The following is an 18,647-nucleotide window of genomic DNA, read 5'->3' as shown; positions in this document are numbered from 1 at the left end:
GTCGCCCGCTGAGCCCATCGACTCGCGCGGCTCGCTTCGCTCCGATCAGCCCTTCTTCTGCAGGTCGAGCAGCGGGGATCCTGCCGTGACGGCGCCCAGCTCCACGGGGTCGACGGTCTCGAAGGCATCGGCGTTCAGCACGATCACGGGAGTGATGAGCGGATAGCCGGCCTTCTCGATGACGGCGCGGTCGAATACCACGAGCGGATCGCCGACCTCCACGCGGTCCCCTCCGGAGACCTTGACGTCGAACCCTTCGCCCTTCAGATTGACGGTGTCGATCCCCACGTGGATGAGGATCTCGGCACCGTTGTCGAGCTGCAGACCGAAAGCGTGCCCCGTCGGCTGCGCGGCCACGACCACTCCGGCCCCGGGCGCGCTGACGGTGTCGCCGGTGGGCTCGATCGCGACCCCCGGCCCCATGACTCCACCCGCGAACACGGGGTCGGGGACCTCCGACAGCGCCACCGCGGTGCCGTCGAGCGGCGACATGATCTGCACCAGGGTCAGCTCGGCGACATGCTCGGCCTGCGCGGCCGCGCTCTTCTCCGCAGGCGCCGTGGCGGTCGCGGTGGCGGCAGGAGCGGTGGCCAGGGCCGTTCCTCCGGCCACGTCCGACACCGACTCGGCGGTGCCGGCGCCCGCGCCCGGCATCGCGCCACTCGAGATGGCGGCGTCGGCCGCGGCAACCGGCTCCTTGTCCTTGTAGCCCCCGACGACGATGAGGAACATCGAGACGGCGAAAGCCGCGAGCACCGCGATCGCATACAGCCCGATCGGATCGAAGGCCGGGATCGTCAAGAGCGACGTGAAGACGAACGCCTTCGTGGTCACGCCGTTCTCGAGTCCCAGGACCATGCTCCCGATGCCGATGATGAGACCGCCGGTGAGGCAGCCGACGAGCATCCGCGGATAGATGCGCTTGTACCGCAGATGGATGCCGTAGAGGGAGGGCTCGGAGATGCCACCCAGGAGCCCCGCGGCCAGGGCACCCGTCGCGGTCTGCTTCATCTGCTTGTCCTTCTCGCGCCAGGCCAGCAGCAGCACACCGGCCGTGGCGCCGAAGCACGCGAAGTTCCAGGCACCCATCGGGCCCTGGATGAAGTCGTAGCCGAGGTTCTGGATGTTCAGGAGCATGATCGCGTTGATCGGCCAGTGCAGGCCCAGCGGCACCATGAACGGATAGGCCAGCGGAATGATGATCGCGAAGATGAAGGGCGAGAAGGCGTTGATCGAGCTCAGCAGGTCCGCCAGAGCCGCGCCCGCGTAGACGCCGATCGGACCGAGCAGGAAGGCGGTGAGCGGGATCATCACGAGCATCGAGAGGAACGGCACGAAGATCAGCTGCAGGTTGTCGGGGATGATCCGCTTGAGGCCTTTGTAGAGCGGACCGAGCACGGCGGCCATGAGCAGCGGCGGGAAGACCTGAGAGCTGTAGTTGAAGATCGTCAGCGGTATCCCGAAGATCGGGATCGTCGTGATGTCCGTTCCGGCGAAGGCGACTTGCTGGGCGCCGTCCTGGTTCGCGAGGTTCGTGAACCCGGGGAGCATCACGACCGCCATGATCGCGAACCCGACCCACGGGTCGGCGCCGAGTTTGTTGGCGGCGTTGTAGGCGACCATGAGCGGCAGGAAGACGAACACGCACTGCCACATCAGGTTGACGAACTGCCAGGAGGGCGGCAGCTCGGTGCGCGGGTCGGCCCAGTTGCCGATCACGCCGAGGGTCGACATGAGGGCCATGAAGGTGATGAACAGGGAGGCGCCCAGGAGCGCCCCGAGGATCGGCCGGAACGAGTCGGAGAGGAACTCGAAGAGCGAGTCGAGCCAGGCCACGTTGCCCCGCGGGCCGCGAGCACGCTGGGCGGCTTTCACGTCGGCATCGGACGGGGCTTCGACGTCGGCCATCTGCGGCAGCGCCATGATGTCGTTGTACACGGTCTGCACGCCGCCGCCGATCACGACCTGGAAGCGATCGCCGGCCTGGGGCACGGCGCCCATCACCCCGGGGATGGCTTCGACGGTGCTCCTGTCGACCTTCTCGCCGTCGCGCAACTGGAAGCGCAGTCGCGTTGCGCAGTGCGTCAGACTCGCGACGTTCTGCGGTCCACCGACCGCATCGATGATGTCGGCTGCAGGACTGGATGCCATGTTCTTCGTCCTCTCAGGAATCTCTCAGACGGGACTCTATACCGGCACCCCCACCCCCGACAGGGGGTTGCGGCCGTAGGTCTGACCACATTCGTTTCCGCTCCCCCGGAGATCCTCCGCTCTCACGGATCACCCAGGATCGCCACACGTTTCGTCCAGATTCGGCCTGCACACTCGGGGACTTGTGCCCGGCCCGAGGGCACTGTCGCGGTCGTCTGCCCGCGTCGAAGCCACCCGAAAGACATCTCTGCGTATGCGTTTCACCCCCCGCCGTTCCGACGAATCGTCCGTTTCCGCTGCCGTCGCCGTCGCTCTCGGCCTCTGCCTGGTCGGTGGCATGTCCACCGCCGCACAGGCGGCTCAGAGCCCGTCGGCGCACCCTGCCGTCACCTCGCAGACGACGACCGGACCCACGGTCCGCGCCGCCGTCTCGGCGACGGTCGCCCGCTCCCTGGTGTCCGAGGCCAGCACCGACACGACGACCGCGCCGTACATCTCGGCCGAAGCGGAGGCCCTGGCCAACGAACCGCTCGACGACATCGTCGACGATGCCCGCGACGCCCTGGGCGACGCGCGCGAGGCCGTCAGCGAGGCGGAGGCGGCGGAGAAGAAGGTCGCCCGGTCGAAGCTGAAGATCACCGGCGCCCAGACGATCGACACCTCGGTGGTCGAAGACCACATCGAGACCCTCCAGACGATCGCCGTGACACCGGTGCTGCTCCTGCCCGCCTCGACCGAGGAGGCCGCCGCCGACACGGCGAAGGTCGAGAAGGCCACCGACCGACTGCTGTCGCGCCTGGAGAAGGCCGAGAAGGCCGAGGAACGGCGCAAGGCCGCCGCCGCGGCGAAGAAGAAGGCGGAAGAGGCGGCACGCAAGGCGGCCGCCCAGGCTGAGGCGGCGTCGAGCTCGGGCGGATCGAGCGGTTCCGGCGGCGGCACGTCCAGCGGTTCGCCGGCCTCGTCGGGCGACAACTCGGTCGCCGGCGCCAAGGCCACGGCCCGGGCCCTCCTGGCCGACCGCGGCTGGGGTTCGGACCAGTTCTCCTGCCTGGAGAAGCTCTGGAACAAGGAGTCGGGCTGGAACTACCGCGCCTACAACTCCTCCAGCGGCGCCTACGGCATCCCGCAGGCGTTGCCCGGCAGCAAGATGGGCAGCGCCGGCAGCGACTGGAAGTCGAGCGCGGCCACACAGATCCGCTGGGGTCTCGGCTACATCGACGGCCGCTACGGGACCCCGTGCGGCGCCTGGTCGCACTCCCAGTCCACCGGCTGGTACTGACCTGCTCCGAGGCGGCGGGCTGACGGCGCTTCCGGGCGCGGTCAGCCCGCCGTCGTCGTGTCCGGTGAGGTGTCCGGCCGGCTCATCTCCTCGCGCACGACGCGGCGGAGCACCTTCCCCACCTGATTGCGCGGGAGGGAGGCGCGGGCGACGATGCGCTTCGGGACCTTGTAGGCGGTCAGATGCTGCCGCGCGAACTCCCGCAGGGCGGTCGCGTCGAAGACGGCTCCGTCCCTGAGGACGACCCCCGCGGTGACGTCCTCGCCTCCTCCCGGGCGGCGGATCCCGACGACGGCCGCCTCGGCGACATCCGGGTGCAGCAGGAGAGCCTGCTCCACTTCACTCGGGCTCACGTTGAACCCGCCGGTGATGATGAGCTCCTTCACGCGGTCGACGATCGTGACGAAGCCGTCATCGGACACCGTCACGATGTCGCCCGTCCGCAGCCATCCCTCGGGGAGGAGCACGGCGTCGGTCTCGGCGGTGCCGTTCCAGTACCCGCGGAAGACCTGCGGACCGCGGATCAACAGCTCCCCCTCTTCCCCGGGCGCGCGGCGCACCGTCGGATCCGACGGGTCGACGACGCGGATCTCGGTGCTGGGGAACGGGACCCCCACGGTGCCGGGGCGGCGGGACGGTCCGACGGGGTTACCGAGGGCCACCGGGGAGGTCTCGGTCATCCCGTATCCCTCGACGAGGAGACCTCCGGTCGCCTCCTCCCATCTCGTGACGGTGGGGATCGGGAGGCTCATCGCGCCGGAGATGGCGAAACGCACACCGCGAAGGTCGATCCGGCCCTGCACGCTCGCGCGGGCCAGCGCGTCGTAGATGGGCGGCACGGCGGGAAGGAAGGTGGGGGGCGAGATCCGGCTGGCGGCGACGACGAGGTCGAGATCGAACTTCGGGAACAGCACGAGCCTGGCGCCGATCGACATCGCGAAGGTGAGGCACAGCGTGAGCCCGTAGGCGTGGAACAGCGGCAGGATCCCGTAGACGACCTCCTCGCCGTCCCGGAGACCCGGAAGCCACGCGCGTCCCTGTGCGGCGTTGGAGCGGAGGTTCCGGTGGGAGAGCATCGCCGCCTTCGGCGCACCGGTGGTGCCGCTCGTGAGCTGGAGGAGCGCGATGTCGTCGAGGCCGGGCTTCGGCACGCGTGACGACAGCGGGCGCCCGGAGGCGACCGACGACCACCGCCGGACCCCCTTCGCCGTGGGGCGCCGCGTGAGGGCGGCACGCGCGGTCCGGGCACGCCGCACCGGGAGACGCAGCGCGAGCCGCGTACGCAGCGGCATCCCCTCGGTGAGGTCCACGGCCACGACGTGGGCCGGGCGGACGTCGTCGGGCATCGTCGCGATGGTGTCGGCCACCGAATCCCACACGATCGCCACATCCGCTCCGTGCACCTCGAACTGGTGGCGCAGCTCCCGGGCGGTGTAGAGGGGATTGTGCTCGACCACGATCGCGCCGAGCCGGAGCACCGCGTAGAAGGCGACCACGTGGTCGGGACAGTTCGGAAGCACGAGGGCCACGCGGTCGCCCGCGCGCACCCCGAGCGCGCGCAGCCCCGCGGCCGCACGCGAGATGCGATCGGCGAGCTCGCGGTACGTCGTCTGCGCGCCGAAGAACTCCAGCGCCACGCGCCGGCGATGCTTCCGCGCCGACGACTCCATCATCTCCACGAGCGTCTCGGTGACCGGGGGGATCTCCGCCGGCACACCGTCGGCGTAGGCACGGAGCCACGGGCGTGCGGCGAGGACGTCGTCCTCGTTCGGGTCGGCGGTCGAGTGGCTCATCGCGGTACTCCTCGTTCTCACACGCGCCGGAAGGTCGCGCCGATCGATCACGCTACCCGCCCGATCGGGGCGCGAGCTGGACGCGACGACACCGCCGCGAAAAGAGCACCCATCCGATCTCCGGTTGGCTCCGAATGAGCATCGGGGCCGCTACCGCACGGCCCGCTTCGATGCCCGGAACGGCATCCCCGACGCGGCAGGATGGCTTCTGGGCCACCCGGCCACGACGCCCGTTCCCGGCGCCGGAGCCACACCCGAACGGAGGCCCATGCGCGAGCGCAGCACCGACCCGCTCGTCGAGATCGACGAGTACCGCAACGTCACGGATCTGCTCATCCAGCGTGCCGCCGCCGCTGCCGACCACATCGCCTTCGACGTGGCCGGCGAGCACGCGGACGAGCCCTGGCGACCCGTGACGACCATGGAGTTCCTGCGCGAGGTCCGCAGCCTCGCGAAGGGCCTGATGGCGCACGGGGTGGCCGTCGGGGACGCGGTGGCGATCATGGCGCCCACCCGGTACGAATGGGCGGTGTCGGACCTCGCCGCCTGGTTCGCCGGCGCCGTGGTCGTCCCCGTCTACGAGACGTCCTCCGTCGACCAGGTGACCGCGATCGCCCGGGATGCCGCGCCGCGTCTCGGGATCGCGGGCAGCAGTGCGCACGCCGAGGCCCTCTCCCGCGGCTTCGCCGCAGCCGGCGCCGGCGCGCTGGGCGTGTGGACGATGGACGAGGGCGAGCGCTCACTCACGGCTCTGCGGGAGCGCGCCGGGGAGGTCGACGACGAGGAGCTCGAGTCCCGCCGGACGGCCGCCGATCTCGACACCCCCGCGACCTACGTGTACACCTCGGGAACGACGGGGGAGCCCAAGGGGGCGATCCTCACCCATCGCAACTTCGTCGGGCAGGTGCTCAACATCGCCGCCGCCTACCGGGAGGTCGTCCGGGAGGACGGCAACACCGTGATCTTCCTCCCCCTCGCCCACGTGCTCGCGCGCGGCCTCCAGCTCATCTGCCTGGCGTCGGGCATGCGCATCGCCCACCTCGCCGACACGAGCCGCGTGGTCGGAGTGCTCGAAGACCGACGCCCCACCTTCCTCGTCGTCGTGCCCCGCGTGCTGGAGAAGATCCGCGCCGCCGCGGGCGCCAAAGCGCAGGCGAAACGCCTCGGGGGCCTCTGGCGAGCAGCCGAGCGGACGGCGATCTCCTGGGGCCGCGCCGAAGAGACGGGTGTGACCCCGGGGCCGCTGCTCCGCGCGCGTCGGGCTCTGTTCGACCGCCTCTTCTACCGGCGGCTCCGCGCCCTGATGGGCGGGCGCCTCGCCTACATCCTCTCCGGCGGAGCGACGCTCGACGCCGAGGTGGCGCTGTTGTTCCGCGGCATGGGGGCTCCCGTGGTCGAAGGCTACGGGCTCACCGAGACCACGGCGCCGCTCACGGGGAACCTCCCCGGCGACATCCGCGCCGGAACGGTGGGGATCCCGCTCCCCGGTTCGACGGTGCGCATCGCGGAAGACGGCGAGATCCTCGCCCGCGGTGTCGGCGTCTTCGCCGGATACCGCGACCCAAGCCACGATGCGGAAGCGTTCGTCGACGGCTTCTTCCGCACCGGAGACCTCGGCCGTCTCGACGAGCACGGCCACCTGGTCCTGGCCGGCCGCGTCAAAGACGTGATCGTCACCAGCGGAGGAAAGACCGTCGTACCCCACGCGTGGGAGCAGGCGGTGGAATCCGATCCCCTGGTCGCTCACGCGATCATGGTCGGCGAGGGCAGGCCCTACCTGTCCGCCCTGCTCGTGCTCGATCCGGAGCCCCTGGCGGCGTGGGCGACCGCGCACGGCGTCGCCCTCCCTCCGGCCCGGCCGGGCGGCATCGGAGCCCTCCGCGATTCCGCGCTGCAGGACCGGCTCCAGCGCGTCGTGGACGCGGCGAACCTCCGCGTCTCGCGCGCCGAGCAGGTGCGCCGATTCACGATCGTCGTCGCCGACCTGGACGATACGCGCCTGGTCACCCCGACCATGAAGATCAAGCGGCGAGCGCTGCTCGCCGAGGGCACCGACGTGCTCGCCGACCTCTACCGCTGACCCTTACTTCCCCGGAGTACCGCATGTCCTCGTCGCCTCGCGCGTCCGTCGTCACCATCCTCGTCACGCTCCTGATCGGAGCCCTCGTCGCCGTCGCCGGCAGCCAGGGCGGCGCCACCGCCGCCGGGTTCCCGTTGTTCGCCCTCGCGGTGATCGCCGCCTTCGCGATCCAGGTGCTCGTCTACATCCCGTCGGCGCTGAAGCGCACGGAGCGCTTGTTCGATCTGACCGGCGGCGGCACCTTCTTCCTCGTGACGATCGTGCTGCTCGCCCTCGCCCCGCAGCCCGATGCCCGGGTGTGGGTGCTCGCCGCGATGGTGGCGCTCTGGGCGGCGCGCCTGGCGACGTTCCTGTTCCTGCGCATCCACCGGTCGGGAGCGGACGACCGGTTCGACGAGATCAAGGGAAGCCCCGTGCGCTTCCTGCAGGTGTGGATCGTGCAGGGAGCGTGGGTGAGCGTCACGGCCTCGGCCGCGTGGATCGCGATGAGCTCGCCCACGCGCGAGCCGCTGGGGTGGCTGTCGGTCGTCGGCATCGTGGTCTGGGTGTTCGGGTTCGTGATCGAGGTCGTCGCCGACGCGCAGAAGTCGGCGTTCCGGGCCGACCCCGCCCACGCCGGACGCTTCATCTCGTCGGGGCTGTGGTCGCGGTCGCGCCACCCGAACTACTTCGGCGAGATCGTGCTGTGGCTGGGGGTGTTCCTCGTCGCCGCTCCGGTTCTCCAAGGGTGGCAGTGGGTCGCCGTGCTGTCGCCGCTGTTCGTCACCCTCCTTCTCACTCGCGTCTCCGGGATCCCCCTGCTGGAGGCGAAGGCCGACCGTCGCTGGGGTGACGACGAGGAGTACCAGGCCTACAAGAGGCGCACTCCCGTGCTCATCCCCCGTCTCTTCTGAGGGGCGATGTGCGGCGAGCATGGTGGGATGGAGTCATGACCGGTCCCCGGAACGCCCTCTCGCTCACGCTGTCCGATCATCCCGATCTTCCGAGCGCCGTGTATCAGGCTCTGTACCGGATCACGGGGCGCTCGACGGTCGAGATGAGGAACGCCGTCCGCGAGGGCGCCCCCGTTTACACAGCTGCCCTCTTCGGCACCGATCACCTCCAGGTCGTCCCCCGGCTCGAGAAGGCGGCGGACTTCCTCGACGAGATCGGTCTCCCCTTCGTCGTCCACGAATGGATCGACGGTGAGGCGGACCTCGTCACGCGCGAGACGATGCGTCGCGTCCTCGAGGCCACCGTCGATCCGGCGGACTGATCATCGCCGGGCAGCGGGTCAGTCGGTGACCGGTTCCCACCTCTCGCGGTCGACGAACCGCCACGGCTCCACCGCGTCGACGAGGCGGACGCGATCGGTGAACCAGTACGTCTCATCGGGGTTCCACCCGGCGATCACGCTCGCGGCGTCGGCGTGGGCATCGGCGTCGACGGGGATCGCCGTGCCGGCGGAGAGGTACGCGGCAACGGTGAGGTGGACCGCGTCGTACTCGGCCGCGACGCTCGCCCAATCGGGGATGAGCCACGTGCCGTCGCGGCCGGTGGTGCGGAACCAGTCCTGACGGACCTCCGGGGTCACATCGAGCGGGTGCTCCCGGCAGAGCCGCGCCCAGTCGTCGGCGGAGCGGACCTCCATGATCCGGAGGTGCGCGGGCACACCGAGACGGCGGACGTTCGCCTCCTCCCATCCCAGGGAGTCCTCGACGAACTCGAGCGCCGCAGGGATACCACCGGACACGTCGGCGAGGCGCCGCGCCGAGCGTGCCAGGCGGCGTGGCGGGGTGGACCACCACTCACCGCTCCAGTTCGCCGAGGGGTCAGCGGGCCGGTCACGGCGCGCGCGGGCGACGTTCTCGTCCACGCGCTCGCGCCATTCCCGGAGCACCTCGGCCGGATCGGTCGGTGTCTCGGGCTCGTGCCCGTCCCATGCGACGGCCCACTGGTCCCGGACCGCCACGGGAGCGTCCCGCCACACCGCAGCCGGGTCCGCGGCCAGCCGATCGGCGAGCGGGCGAAGGGCCTCGCGCACCGCGGGGTGCGCGGCGACCGCGTCTTCCGTGCCCGGCTCCTGCCAGTACGCGGCCATGTCCACGGCCCGGACGAGCGCGCGGTGCACGGCGGCGGGATCGAGGGAGTCGGGGCGTTCCGCGTTCCCGCGTGCGAGAAGGGCCGACAGCGCCGCTGCGACCTGCTCGGAGGTGGCGCCGGCGTGAGAATGGCCCGCCTGGGGAGTCACGTCGCCGACGAACGCGGCGAGTCGTGTCGCCCCGTCTTCACGGGCCGTCCGGAGCGCGAAGGACGCCGCCACGACCGCATCGCCCACGGCACGTTCTGGCGGCAGGGGGTGCTGCAGCTCGAGCTCCACCGCGAGCTCCAGGAGCATCCGGCGACCACGCGGCCCCGAGAGGAGGAGGTCGGGGTCGATCATCCCTCCAGGCTATCCAGGGTCCGCGATGTCATCCGTGCGGCGGACCCGGGATGCCTCTCGCGCACGACGACATCTCCCGTCGGCGCCGCGAGGCTGGGGTGATGTCCTTCTCGTCATCGACTCCCTCACCGTCCACGCCGCCCCTCCCCGCGCTCCGCGCGACCGGGCTCCGCAAGACCTACGGCGACCTCGTCGCCCTTGGCGGTGTCGACCTCACCGTCATTCCCGGCGAGTCGGTCGCGATCATGGGGGCGTCGGGGTCGGGAAAGACCACGCTCTTGCACTGCCTCGCGGCGATCATCGCCCCCGATGCCGGGTCGATCCTCCTGCGCACGCCGTCGGGCGAGGAGCGCGAGCTCGCCGCGCTGAGCGAGAACGAGCGGTCGACCGTGCGCCGGCAGCACCTCGGCTTCGTCTTCCAGGACCATCTGCTCCTTCCGGAGCTGACCGCGGTGGAGAACGTGGCCCTTCCGCTGCTGCTCCTGGGTGTGGCTCGCGGCGAGGCGGAGGCGCGCGCCGCGGCCTGGCTCGGCTGGCTCGGGCTCGCCGGCATGGAGACCCGGCGCATCGGTCAGCTGTCGGGGGGACAGGCGCAACGGGTGGCGATCGCCCGCGCGCACGTCACCGGGGCGGCCATCGTGTTCGCCGATGAGCCGACCGGGGCGCTGGACTCCGCCACGTCGAACGACGTGCTCGATGCGCTCCTGCGCGGGGCGGAGGGGACGGCGCGCAGCCTCGTGCTCGTGACGCACGATGCGGCGGTCGCCGCCCGCTGCAACCGCGTCCTTCACATGCGCGACGGCCGCCTCGTGAACGACGCACCGACCGGCACCCCGGGCACGGCCGCGGAGGCGCACCGATGACACTCACCGTTCCGGCGCCGGCCGCGCGGCGTTCTGCGTCGCCCCTCGCGAGCCTCACCGTTCTGTTCGCCCACCCGCGCCGCGCGGGCCTCGCCGCCTCGGTGCTCCCCGTCGTGGCCTTCGCCGTCACGACGGGCGTGCTCCTGCTGGTCGCCGCCGGTGCCCACATGTTCTACACCGACCCGCGCGCCGCCGACACACCGTTCGGTCCGCTCTACGGCGTGTTCACGACCGTGGCCCTCGTGCTGCTGGCCGTTCCCGTCGCGACACTCGGCGCCGCATCGGCACGGCTGACAGCGCGCCGCCGCAACGATCGCCTGGCCACCCTGCGGCTCCTGGGGGCGACGACGGGCGACGTGACGGCGTTGACCCTCATCGAGGCGACCGGGCTCGCCGCCGTCGGCGCTCTCCTCGGGGTCGGGCTGTACGGTGCGCTCACGCCGCTGGTGGGACTCGTCTCGTTCTTCGGCGAGCCCCTCGGGGCCGCCGCGCTCTGGGCGGGATGGATCATCGTGGTCACGGTCGTGCTGGCCGTCGTCGTCATCGCGGCGGCAAGCGCCGCGTCGAGTCTGCGTCGCGTGCATCTGACACCCCTCGGCGTGCGGCAGCGCACCGATGCCGCACCGCGGCGCGGCCGAGCACTCGTGTGGGGCACCGTGGCGCTCGCGGCCGTGGTCGGCCTCGTCTTCGCCGCCGGCACGATCAGCGAGCTTCTGGGACCGATGATCGGCGTCGGGGTGCTCTTCCTCGCGTTCGCGGGCGGAATGGCGCTCCTGAACGTCATCGGCACCGCGATCGTGGCTGCCCGCGGCCGGGCGATCGCCCGGACGGCCACCTCGGCGGCGCGGCTGATCGCGGGCCGTGAGCTGGCCGCACACGCCGCTCAGGCGTGGCGCCGGGTCTCCTCGCTCGCGATGATGGCCTTCATCGCGGTCGTGGGCGGAGCGGGGGCGTGCCTGGTTGCGCTGGCCTCGCCCGGGTCCGCCGACGACGAGTCGAACGCCGCCATGATCCAGCTGCTGACCGACCTCCGCACCGGGGTGCTCCTCACCCTGGTGCTGGGCTTCCTTCTCCTGGCGTGCTCTGTCGGAGTGACGCAGGCGGCCTCCGTCCTCGAGGATCGCGAGCTCCTGGTGGGCCTCCACCGGCTCGGGATGTCGGACCGGGAGGTGCGGCGCGCCCGCCGGATGACCGTGATGGTCCCGCTCCGGTGGGCGGCCCTGGGCGGCGCGATCCTCGGCGCGGTGATGTCGCTGCCGGTCGTCGGGATCATCGTGCTCACCGCGCCGGCTGCCCTCGCCGTCATCGCCGCCACCCTGGTGGCGGGGTTCGGGATCGTGTGGCTGTCGCTCTGGACGTCGGTTCCGCTCCTGCGCGCCGCGACCCGGACGCCCTGACTCCGGCCGGGGCTCAGTCCGCGGAGTCTTCGGGGCGCACCCGGAACCCGCGGGCGAGGTTGGCGCGGAGCTCCTCGGCGTTCTGACGCACGACGTAGGCGGGACGGTCACGCTCCAGGCGCCACGACTCGCTCAGCGGGCCGGCCGAGACGGTGTCGAAGCCCAAGCGGTCGTAGAGGTCGGTGACGTAGGCGACGGCCTCGGGGAAATCGCTCGCGGTGCCCAGCGCCCGTCGGTCGGGGGATCCGGCCGGAGTGCCCGTGGTGGTGATGTCGGCAGCGGGGATGTGGTTGAACGCCTTCACGACCTTCGACTCGGGAAGGTGCTCCTGGAGCATCCCCGAGGTGGTCGTCTCGCCGCGGTCGAGCGCGGGGATGTGCCCGTCGCGCTCCCAGTAGTAGTTGTTGGTGTCGAGGACGATCTTCCCCGCGAGCGGGGCGACCGGGACGTCACGATAGGCGGCCAGGGGCACCGTCACCACGACGACGTCTCCCGCCTCCGCGGCTTCCTGCGCCGTCGCGGCGCGGGCAGTCGGGCCCAGGTCCTCGATGAGCGGGGCGAGGGTCTCGGGCCCCCGCGAGTTGGCGATCACCACGTTCTCGCCGAGCGACGTGAACGCCCGCGCCAGCTGTGATCCGATGTGTCCTGCGCCGATGATTCCGATCGTGGTCATGATCGGGGAAACCCGTCGACGCCGCGACTCATTCCCGCGCGGAGGTCGGCGTGTCGGCGGGCGCCGCCGGCCCCGCGACCGGCTCGATCGGACCGAGCCAGGCCCGCAGCTGCGCGGCGAAACGCTCCGGATCCTCCTGATGGAGGAAATGGCCGTGGCCGCGCCAGACGTCGATCACGTGCGCATTGCCCCGGCTGTTATCTGCCACGACCGACCGGTGCCACTCGGCGACCTCCGCGCCCTGGTCCGCGTAGACCGCCAGCACCGGTGCGGCGATCGTGCGGAGCCGGGATTGCGCCGTCCGCCGCCGGCCCGCTCCGGACCGACCGTCGTATAGACCGAGGAAGGCGTCGCGGACAACGTCGGCGTCGGTGCCCAGCACCCGCCGACGGTGCCACACGGGGAGCCATCGTGGAGTGCGCGTGGTCGCGAATCCTCGCCACACCCGCCGCGCGAACTCGTGCGGATCCACGGGGGAACCGGGGCGGAGGGCATCGAGGGTCGGGATCAGCGGGGAGTCGTCGGCGATGAACACCGGATCGATGAGGACGAGCGCCGCCACCGCGTCGGGGTGTTCGGCAGCCAGCACGCTGGAGACGATCGCCCCCATCGAGTGCCCGACCACGAGCGCGGGGCCGAGGCCGAGCCCGTGCATGAGGTGCGCCAGGTCGGAGGCCATCTCCTCGGGCGAGACCGCCGGACCCGGCGAACGCCCGTGGCCGCGCAGGTCGACAGTGACCACACGGTGGTCGCGCACGAGGTCCTCCTGCAGCCACGCGCCGTCGGAGCCATCGCACGCCCAGCCGTGGACGAACAGGACGGCCGGGCCCGCGCCGTCATCGGTGAAGAAGAGCGACCCGCCATCGGGAAGCGAGACGTGGGGCATGACCCCTCCTTTCCGCGCACGCCGCCGTGCGCGATCGATCAGACCGTCTCCGGCGCGCGGCGCCGGCGGAGGAGGAGAGCGACGGCGGTGGCGACGGCCGCGACGATGACGGTGGCGATGATGGGACGCAGCGCAAGCGCCGGCTCGAACAGGGCCATCCGGAACACCCCGAGGCCGTACTCGAGCATGCCCCGCGGATCGCGCGCGAGCGCGCGCGTGCCGAGCGCGTTGAAGATGCCGGTCGCCAGCGCCGGCGCGACCCACACGAGGATCACCGTGACCAGCGACGCGACGATGCGCCCGGCGGTCGCCAGCCCCGTCCAGGCGATCGCGATCCCGGCCAGCACGGGGGTGACGAGCGACACCGCGGTCAGGAGGCCCTCGGGCACCGTGGCCGTCACGGGGAAGAGGCGGAGGAACGCGCCCGCCCACATCCCGGCGGCGATCGCACCGACGGCGAGTCCGAGGAGGGCTCCCGCCCGCGGCGCGACCGCCACGAGCACCAGGCACCCCCACCCGACCAGGGCCGAGAACACGGCGCCCCCGGTGAGGCCCGCCAGGTACCACTGCGACTCCACGCGGTCCTGGAGATCTCCGCCGACGACCGCGGCCGTCTGGACGATCGCGACGACGTGCACCGCCGCGACGCCCGCGAGCACTCCCCACACCCCGACACGCGTCGAGCGCGGGCGCAGGGCGCGGGCGGCGACGCCGGCGACGACGGCTCCGAAGACGAGGACGGCGAAGATCGACGACACCGAGTACTGGCTGAACGGCAGCAGCACGACCGGAGCATCGCCGGAGACCCCGCTCTCCCCGAGGTTCTGCAGCGGGAGCCGTGCGCCCGTCACGAGCCACGGCACGAGTCCGGCGAGGGCGGCTGCCACGCCGATCAGCACCGACAGCCACCACCGCACCGGAGGGGGTGGCCTCGTCCCGCCCTTCTCCGCGGCGGTCATGCGGGCTGTCTCGGGAACGTCGTCACTGGCGTCATGGCCTCATCCTGTCATCGACGCCGCTCCCCGTGCCTGCGGGCCGGGGATGTCGGTGGCGCCCGCCAGACTGAGCCCATGCCCGTTATCGACCACCTCGGAATCTCCGTCGACGATCTCCCCCGCGCCATCACGCAGTTCGACCCGATCATGAGCGCGCTCGGGTTCGAGCGCAGCGACATCCCCGGGTCTGCGTCCTGGTACCGGCCCGGCGACGTCGAGCTCATCCTCTATCCCGCGCGCGATCCCGAGAGCGGTCCGCACGAGCACGGGCGCGTCGGATGGCAGCATCTGGCCTTCGCCGTCGAGACACGCGAAGAGGTCGATCGGCTGCACGAGCTCGCGCAGTCCCTGGGCTGGACGACGGTCCGCGACCCGAAGCCCTATCCGCGATTCACCGAGCGGTACTACGCGTCGTTCCTCGAGGATGCCAACGGCATCCGCATCGAGTTCATGTTCAATCCGCCCGCGACCGCTCCCGCGCCGAACGAGGTGTGACCTCGAGGCGGCGGGCGCCGTCGATCACCAGCTCGCGCGCCCGCTCCGCGTAGTCGGCGAGCGACGCGCGGAGGTCGTCGAGTCCCTGCGCGACGACCTCTTCCGCGTCGAGGCGAAGGTCGACGATGAGCTCGGCCCAGCTCTGGGCGGCCCCGGCCGTCCGAGCCCGCACCAGTTCTGGCATGGCGACGCGCGCGCCGTCGCGCTCGGCGTAGCCGTCGAGGAACGCCGCGAGCATCCCGGGATGGCGCGGATCGTGCGTCCCGTCGGCGAAGAGGTCGCGCGTCGCCGCCGCGATGTCGGCGGCGAGCGGCATCACGCCCGCCTCGTCGAGGTCGAACGCGACCACCGCCGGTCCCTCCTCGGATTCGCCCCGCCAGCGGAGGTTGTCGAGCTCGAAGTCGCCGTGTCCGTGCACCCATCCGCCGGATGAGGGCGGTGCGACGCGGAGCGCGCGGAGCGCGTCGGCGAGGTCGCGGTCGTCGGCCGGGACGAGCGACGCGGCGTCGGCGAAGGGGTCGACGGGATCTCCGGGGGTCGGAGCCGGTCCCGAGGCGGCGTGGAAGTCCGCGAGGGCGCGACCCCACGCGCGGGCGCGCGCCGGGCCGAGGTCGTCGACGTCGAGCTCCTCCCCCTCGACGGCGGTAACTGCCATCACCACCATCTCCCCGAGCGGCGACGTCACCGTCTCGACCATTCGTCCGGCGGCACTCACCACCGGGACGGCGACGATGCCCGCGTCCGCCAGGCGCGCGTGGAGCGCCGCACCCCGCGCCAGGCGCTCTCCGGCGCCGGAGCGGGCGGGCGCGAAGCGAAGGTAGAAGGGTGCGCGCTCGTCTCGCCCCCGGGGCACGACGAACACGTGCGATGCCGACGATCGCCACCAGCGCGCCGCGCCGGGGTCGAGCCCCCATGGTGCCGCGACGGCATCCGCGACGACGGAGGTCCAGTCCTCGGCGACGGTCGCCTTCAGCGCAGCGATCTCGGCAAGTGGCAACATCCTCCCGATCCTCCCGGCTTGCCGCGTCGGGAGCAACTCGCTGCGGCACGGATTGGTGTCGTAGCGGGGCGACTCACCATTCTCCCCTTCCGTCCTTTCCTACGATGGACCGGATGACCACGCCTCCTCATCCTTCGCCAGCGGCGACGGTTCGCCGCTTCACGCGCGCCGACGCCTCATGGGCCGAGGGCTGGTTCGCCGACGAGCTGCTGGACCGCACCCTCGGGCCGTACGACGAAGAGTGGTACACCCACGTCCTGAGCGACACGAGCGGTGCGCAACTCGTGGTGGAGCAGCACGACGGCGTGGTTGCGCTCGTCGGCGTGGCATGGGGAGAGGCGCACGAGCCCCATGTCATCACCGACCTTGCCGTGAACCCGAGCCGCCGCGGAGAGGGCCTCGGGCGCGTGGCCGTCGGCGCCGTACGATCGTGGCCGGGTCATCCGCCGTGCGCGGGCTGGCTGGCGTTCGTCGAGCCCGAGAACGACGCCGCCGCAGCTTTCTTCCGCGCGCTGGGCTGGACGGACGAAGGAGTGGACGACGGCATGCGCCGCTTCGTGTCGGCATGAACCCGCCGCCGGCCTGCTCGGCGAGAGACAGGGCCGGAAGATCCGCCTCGCGAAGGACGAGGATCGTCCGCTGCGCCGATTTCTCGGCGGCGAGCGCGACATAGCGTCGCAAGGGTGACCCCGCACGCACTCTCGTCCCCGACTGCCCGCCCGGTTCCGCGCTTCCGCGCGGTCGCTCCGCTTCTCATCGTCGCGTCGCTCGCCGCCGTCGCGCTCGTCGCCCCGTTCCCGGGCGGCAGCCTGAGCGTCGCCGTCACCTCGGCGGCGGCGTCGGCCGGCTTCGCCGTTCCCGGCGTCGAGGTCCTTTCGGACGCGCTTCTCCTCGCCCTCGCGGCGCTCACGGCGCTGGTGCTGCTTCGCGCGTGGTGGCAGGATCCGGTACGCCGTGCGCGCGTGGTCGCCGGTGGTGCGGGGGTGGCGCTGGCCTACGTCGGCAGCGAGGCGGGCAAGGCGCTGTTCGCGCAGGTGCGGCCGTGCACGAGATGGCCGGCTGCCGGGACCTGCGATGTCGCGGACTACTCGTTCCCCTCCAACCACGCCACCCTTGCCTTCGCCGCGGCGTGTGTCGTCGCGATCGTCGGTGGACGGCTGCTGTGGACGATGCTCGCCGTGATTCTCGCCGTCGCGGTCGCGGCCGGCCGACTTCTCGAGGGCGTGCACTACCTCCATGACGTCGCGGTCGGGGCGATCTGGGGGATCGTCGTGCCGGCCCTGCTCGTGCTGACCGTCGAGGTCGCGCGAGCGTCGCGCCGTGGCCGGGGCTGGGCTCGCGCCTGAGCCGACCGACGCGCGCTCAGGCGTCGCCGGGGTGGGGCAGGATCTCGGCGAGAAGGGCCTCCACTCGTCCGCGGATCTCATCTCGGATCGGCCGGACCTCGTCGATCCCGCGTCCGGCCGGGTCGTCCAGCGGAAGTGCCCCGCGGGGTGCCTAGGATCGGGAACGAGCAGGTTGCGGCGCGGCGGCGGGAGGGCACGGTGTCCACGGTGACGGAGGTTGCGCCCGGGATGACCGTGGCGACGAGCCGGAAGATGTCGACGAACGCCACGGTGGTGAGCGGCAGAGGTCGTGCCCTTCTCATCGACCCGGCCTGGATGCCGGACGAGCTCGACGCCCTCGCGACGGAGATCGACCGGCGTGATCTCACCGTCATCGGCGGTTTCGCGACCCACGCCCACCACGATCATCTGTTGTGGCACCCGCGGTTCGGCGATGCTCCCCGCTGGGCTTCCGCGGAGACCGCGCGTCTCGCCGAGGCCGAGCGCCCCGCGTTGCTCGACGCGCTGGGAGCCGACTTCCCGGCCGGCCTCGCGGATCTGATGGGCCGCGTGCGAGCGACCGGCGACACGCTCCCCCCGGAATCAGTGCCGCCCGGGGTCGACGTCGAGCTGATCGTCCACGACGGGCATGCGCCCGGACACACCGCCGTGTGGCTTCCCCGGCAGCATGTGCTCCTGGCGGGTGACATGCTCAGCGACATCGAGTTGCCCCTGCCGTTCGCCCCCGACGACCTGCCGTCGTATATGGCGGCGCTGGACCTGCTCGCTCCCTTCGCCGCGCAGGCGAGCGTCATCGTTCCCGGCCACGGCAGTGTCGGCTCCGATGCGCTCGCGCGGCTGGATGCCGACCGCCGCTACCTTGACGACATGATTCGGAGCGGGTCATCAGACGACCCTCGCGTGGGGCTTCCGGGCATGGCGGACGCGCACGCGCGCGTGCGTCGGATCGCGCGCGACCTGCGAGGAGGCGATCGTCCTCAGCCCGCCTGATGACGACCTGCTCCGACCGAATCCTCGGAGGATCTGATGAGCCTCCTCAGAATCACGAAAAGATAACGAGAACCCCTTGCCGTCGTTATCTGGCCGTTATAGAGTGCAGGCACGGTAGTTGTTTTGCTGTGGCAGCTACCGACATGTGATTGCAGGACACTCTTGGTGCAAGGGACAAGGGCCGGTCGGAAGCCTCTCCGACCGGCCCTTACTCTGTGCTCAGCGAGACCGATGCGGGGGCGACGGAGGGCGCGACTCCTCCCCACCCTGGGCAATC

17 protein-coding genes and 1 pseudogene are annotated in these 18,647 nt (G+C 71.6%); 10 read left to right on the top strand and 8 right to left on the bottom strand.

What is annotated here, in order from left to right; genetic code table 11:
- Positions 1 to 45 precede the first annotated feature (45 nt).
- On the bottom strand, positions 46 to 2,151 hold the full coding sequence (locus AVP41_RS15805; RefSeq protein ID WP_067166900.1) for a glucose PTS transporter subunit IIA: 2,106 nt from the start codon (positions 2,149 to 2,151) through the stop codon (positions 46 to 48).
- A 253-nt stretch (positions 2,152 to 2,404) separates the two neighbouring features.
- On the opposite strand from AVP41_RS15805, the gene AVP41_RS15800 reads away from it, so the two are divergent.
- On the top strand, positions 2,405 to 3,430 hold the full coding sequence (locus AVP41_RS15800) for a lytic transglycosylase domain-containing protein (protein WP_067166897.1): 1,026 nt from the start codon (positions 2,405 to 2,407) through the stop codon (positions 3,428 to 3,430).
- 41 nt (positions 3,431 to 3,471) lie between these two features.
- On the opposite strand, the gene AVP41_RS15795 is transcribed toward AVP41_RS15800, so the two are convergent.
- Complete coding sequence (locus AVP41_RS15795) at positions 3,472 to 5,223, bottom strand: long-chain-fatty-acid--CoA ligase (RefSeq protein WP_067166894.1); 1,752 nt, start codon at positions 5,221 to 5,223, stop codon at positions 3,472 to 3,474.
- Positions 5,224 to 5,347: 124 nt separating this feature from the next.
- Between AVP41_RS15795 and AVP41_RS15790 the strand changes: the two genes are divergently transcribed.
- Genes AVP41_RS15790 through AVP41_RS15780 form a run of 3 tightly spaced genes read left to right on the top strand, consistent with a single transcriptional unit; the run spans position 5,348 to position 8,558 of the window.
- Entirely contained in the window at positions 5,348 to 7,303 is a 1,956-nt protein-coding gene (locus AVP41_RS15790; protein WP_331709400.1) for an AMP-dependent synthetase/ligase, read from the top strand.
- A 23-nt stretch (positions 7,304 to 7,326) separates the two neighbouring features.
- Positions 7,327 to 8,196 (top strand): DUF1295 domain-containing protein, encoded by an 870-nt coding sequence (locus AVP41_RS15785; RefSeq protein ID WP_067166887.1) that lies wholly within the window; start codon positions 7,327 to 7,329, stop codon positions 8,194 to 8,196.
- A gap of 35 nt (positions 8,197 to 8,231) precedes the next feature.
- Complete coding sequence (locus tag AVP41_RS15780; RefSeq protein ID WP_067166883.1) at positions 8,232 to 8,558, top strand: hypothetical protein; 327 nt, start codon at positions 8,232 to 8,234, stop codon at positions 8,556 to 8,558.
- Positions 8,559 to 8,576: 18 nt separating this feature from the next.
- Here the strand turns inward: AVP41_RS15780 and AVP41_RS15775 are convergent, their stop codons facing one another.
- Complete coding sequence (locus AVP41_RS15775) at positions 8,577 to 9,725, bottom strand: hypothetical protein (RefSeq protein WP_067166880.1); 1,149 nt, start codon at positions 9,723 to 9,725, stop codon at positions 8,577 to 8,579.
- 101 nt (positions 9,726 to 9,826) lie between these two features.
- Between AVP41_RS15775 and AVP41_RS15770 the strand changes: the two genes are divergently transcribed.
- Positions 9,827 to 10,588 (top strand): ABC transporter ATP-binding protein, encoded by a 762-nt coding sequence (locus AVP41_RS15770; protein ID WP_067167264.1) that lies wholly within the window; start codon positions 9,827 to 9,829, stop codon positions 10,586 to 10,588.
- The gene (locus tag AVP41_RS15765; protein WP_067166877.1) at positions 10,585 to 11,985 is read left to right on the top strand and encodes an FtsX-like permease family protein; all 1,401 of its coding nucleotides are present in this window, start codon (positions 10,585 to 10,587) and stop codon (positions 11,983 to 11,985) included. The genes AVP41_RS15770 and AVP41_RS15765 overlap by 4 nt, the downstream gene beginning before the upstream one ends.
- A gap of 13 nt (positions 11,986 to 11,998) precedes the next feature.
- On the opposite strand, the gene AVP41_RS15760 is transcribed toward AVP41_RS15765, so the two are convergent.
- The 3 genes from AVP41_RS15760 to AVP41_RS15750 are packed head-to-tail and all read right to left on the bottom strand — an operon-like array spanning position 11,999 to position 14,503.
- A complete protein-coding gene (locus AVP41_RS15760) occupies positions 11,999 to 12,658 on the bottom strand; it encodes an NADPH-dependent F420 reductase (protein WP_067166873.1) in 660 nt (219 codons plus the stop codon).
- 28 nt (positions 12,659 to 12,686) lie between these two features.
- Positions 12,687 to 13,544, bottom strand: coding sequence for an alpha/beta fold hydrolase (locus AVP41_RS15755; protein ID WP_067166870.1), 858 nt, complete (start codon positions 13,542 to 13,544; stop codon positions 12,687 to 12,689).
- Positions 13,545 to 13,582: 38 nt separating this feature from the next.
- The gene (locus AVP41_RS15750; protein ID WP_157532538.1) at positions 13,583 to 14,503 is read right to left on the bottom strand and encodes a hypothetical protein; all 921 of its coding nucleotides are present in this window, start codon (positions 14,501 to 14,503) and stop codon (positions 13,583 to 13,585) included.
- Positions 14,504 to 14,614: 111 nt separating this feature from the next.
- Here AVP41_RS15750 and AVP41_RS15745 point away from each other — a divergent pair, with 111 nt between their 5' ends.
- On the top strand, positions 14,615 to 15,034 hold the full coding sequence (locus tag AVP41_RS15745; RefSeq protein WP_067166863.1) for a VOC family protein: 420 nt from the start codon (positions 14,615 to 14,617) through the stop codon (positions 15,032 to 15,034).
- On the opposite strand, the gene AVP41_RS15740 is transcribed toward AVP41_RS15745, so the two are convergent.
- Entirely contained in the window at positions 14,994 to 16,034 is a 1,041-nt protein-coding gene (locus AVP41_RS15740; RefSeq protein ID WP_067166860.1) for a phosphotransferase enzyme family protein, read from the bottom strand. The two genes, AVP41_RS15745 and AVP41_RS15740, sit on opposite strands and share 41 nt — an antisense overlap.
- A gap of 113 nt (positions 16,035 to 16,147) precedes the next feature.
- Here AVP41_RS15740 and AVP41_RS15735 point away from each other — a divergent pair, with 113 nt between their 5' ends.
- Positions 16,148 to 16,603: a GNAT family N-acetyltransferase gene (locus tag AVP41_RS15735; protein WP_067166857.1), complete on the top strand. Its 456-nt coding sequence runs from the start codon at positions 16,148 to 16,150 to the stop codon at positions 16,601 to 16,603.
- A gap of 114 nt (positions 16,604 to 16,717) precedes the next feature.
- A complete protein-coding gene (locus AVP41_RS15730; protein ID WP_067166855.1) occupies positions 16,718 to 17,380 on the top strand; it encodes a phosphatase PAP2 family protein in 663 nt (220 codons plus the stop codon).
- Positions 17,381 to 17,396: 16 nt separating this feature from the next.
- On the opposite strand, the pseudogene AVP41_RS16975 reads toward AVP41_RS15730, so the two are convergent.
- Positions 17,397 to 17,510, bottom strand: a pseudogene (locus tag AVP41_RS16975) (heat-shock protein HtpX); the annotation flags it as partial.
- 122 nt (positions 17,511 to 17,632) lie between these two features.
- Here AVP41_RS16975 and AVP41_RS15725 point away from each other — a divergent pair.
- Entirely contained in the window at positions 17,633 to 18,370 is a 738-nt protein-coding gene (locus AVP41_RS15725) for an MBL fold metallo-hydrolase (protein WP_231902796.1), read from the top strand.
- The last annotated feature ends 277 nt before the right edge of the window (positions 18,371 to 18,647 follow it).

Source organism: Microbacterium sp. TNHR37B (assembly GCF_001620065.1).
Classification (GTDB): Bacteria; Actinomycetota; Actinomycetes; order Actinomycetales; family Microbacteriaceae; genus Microbacterium.
This window is presented reverse-complemented; position numbering and strand designations above follow the sequence as displayed.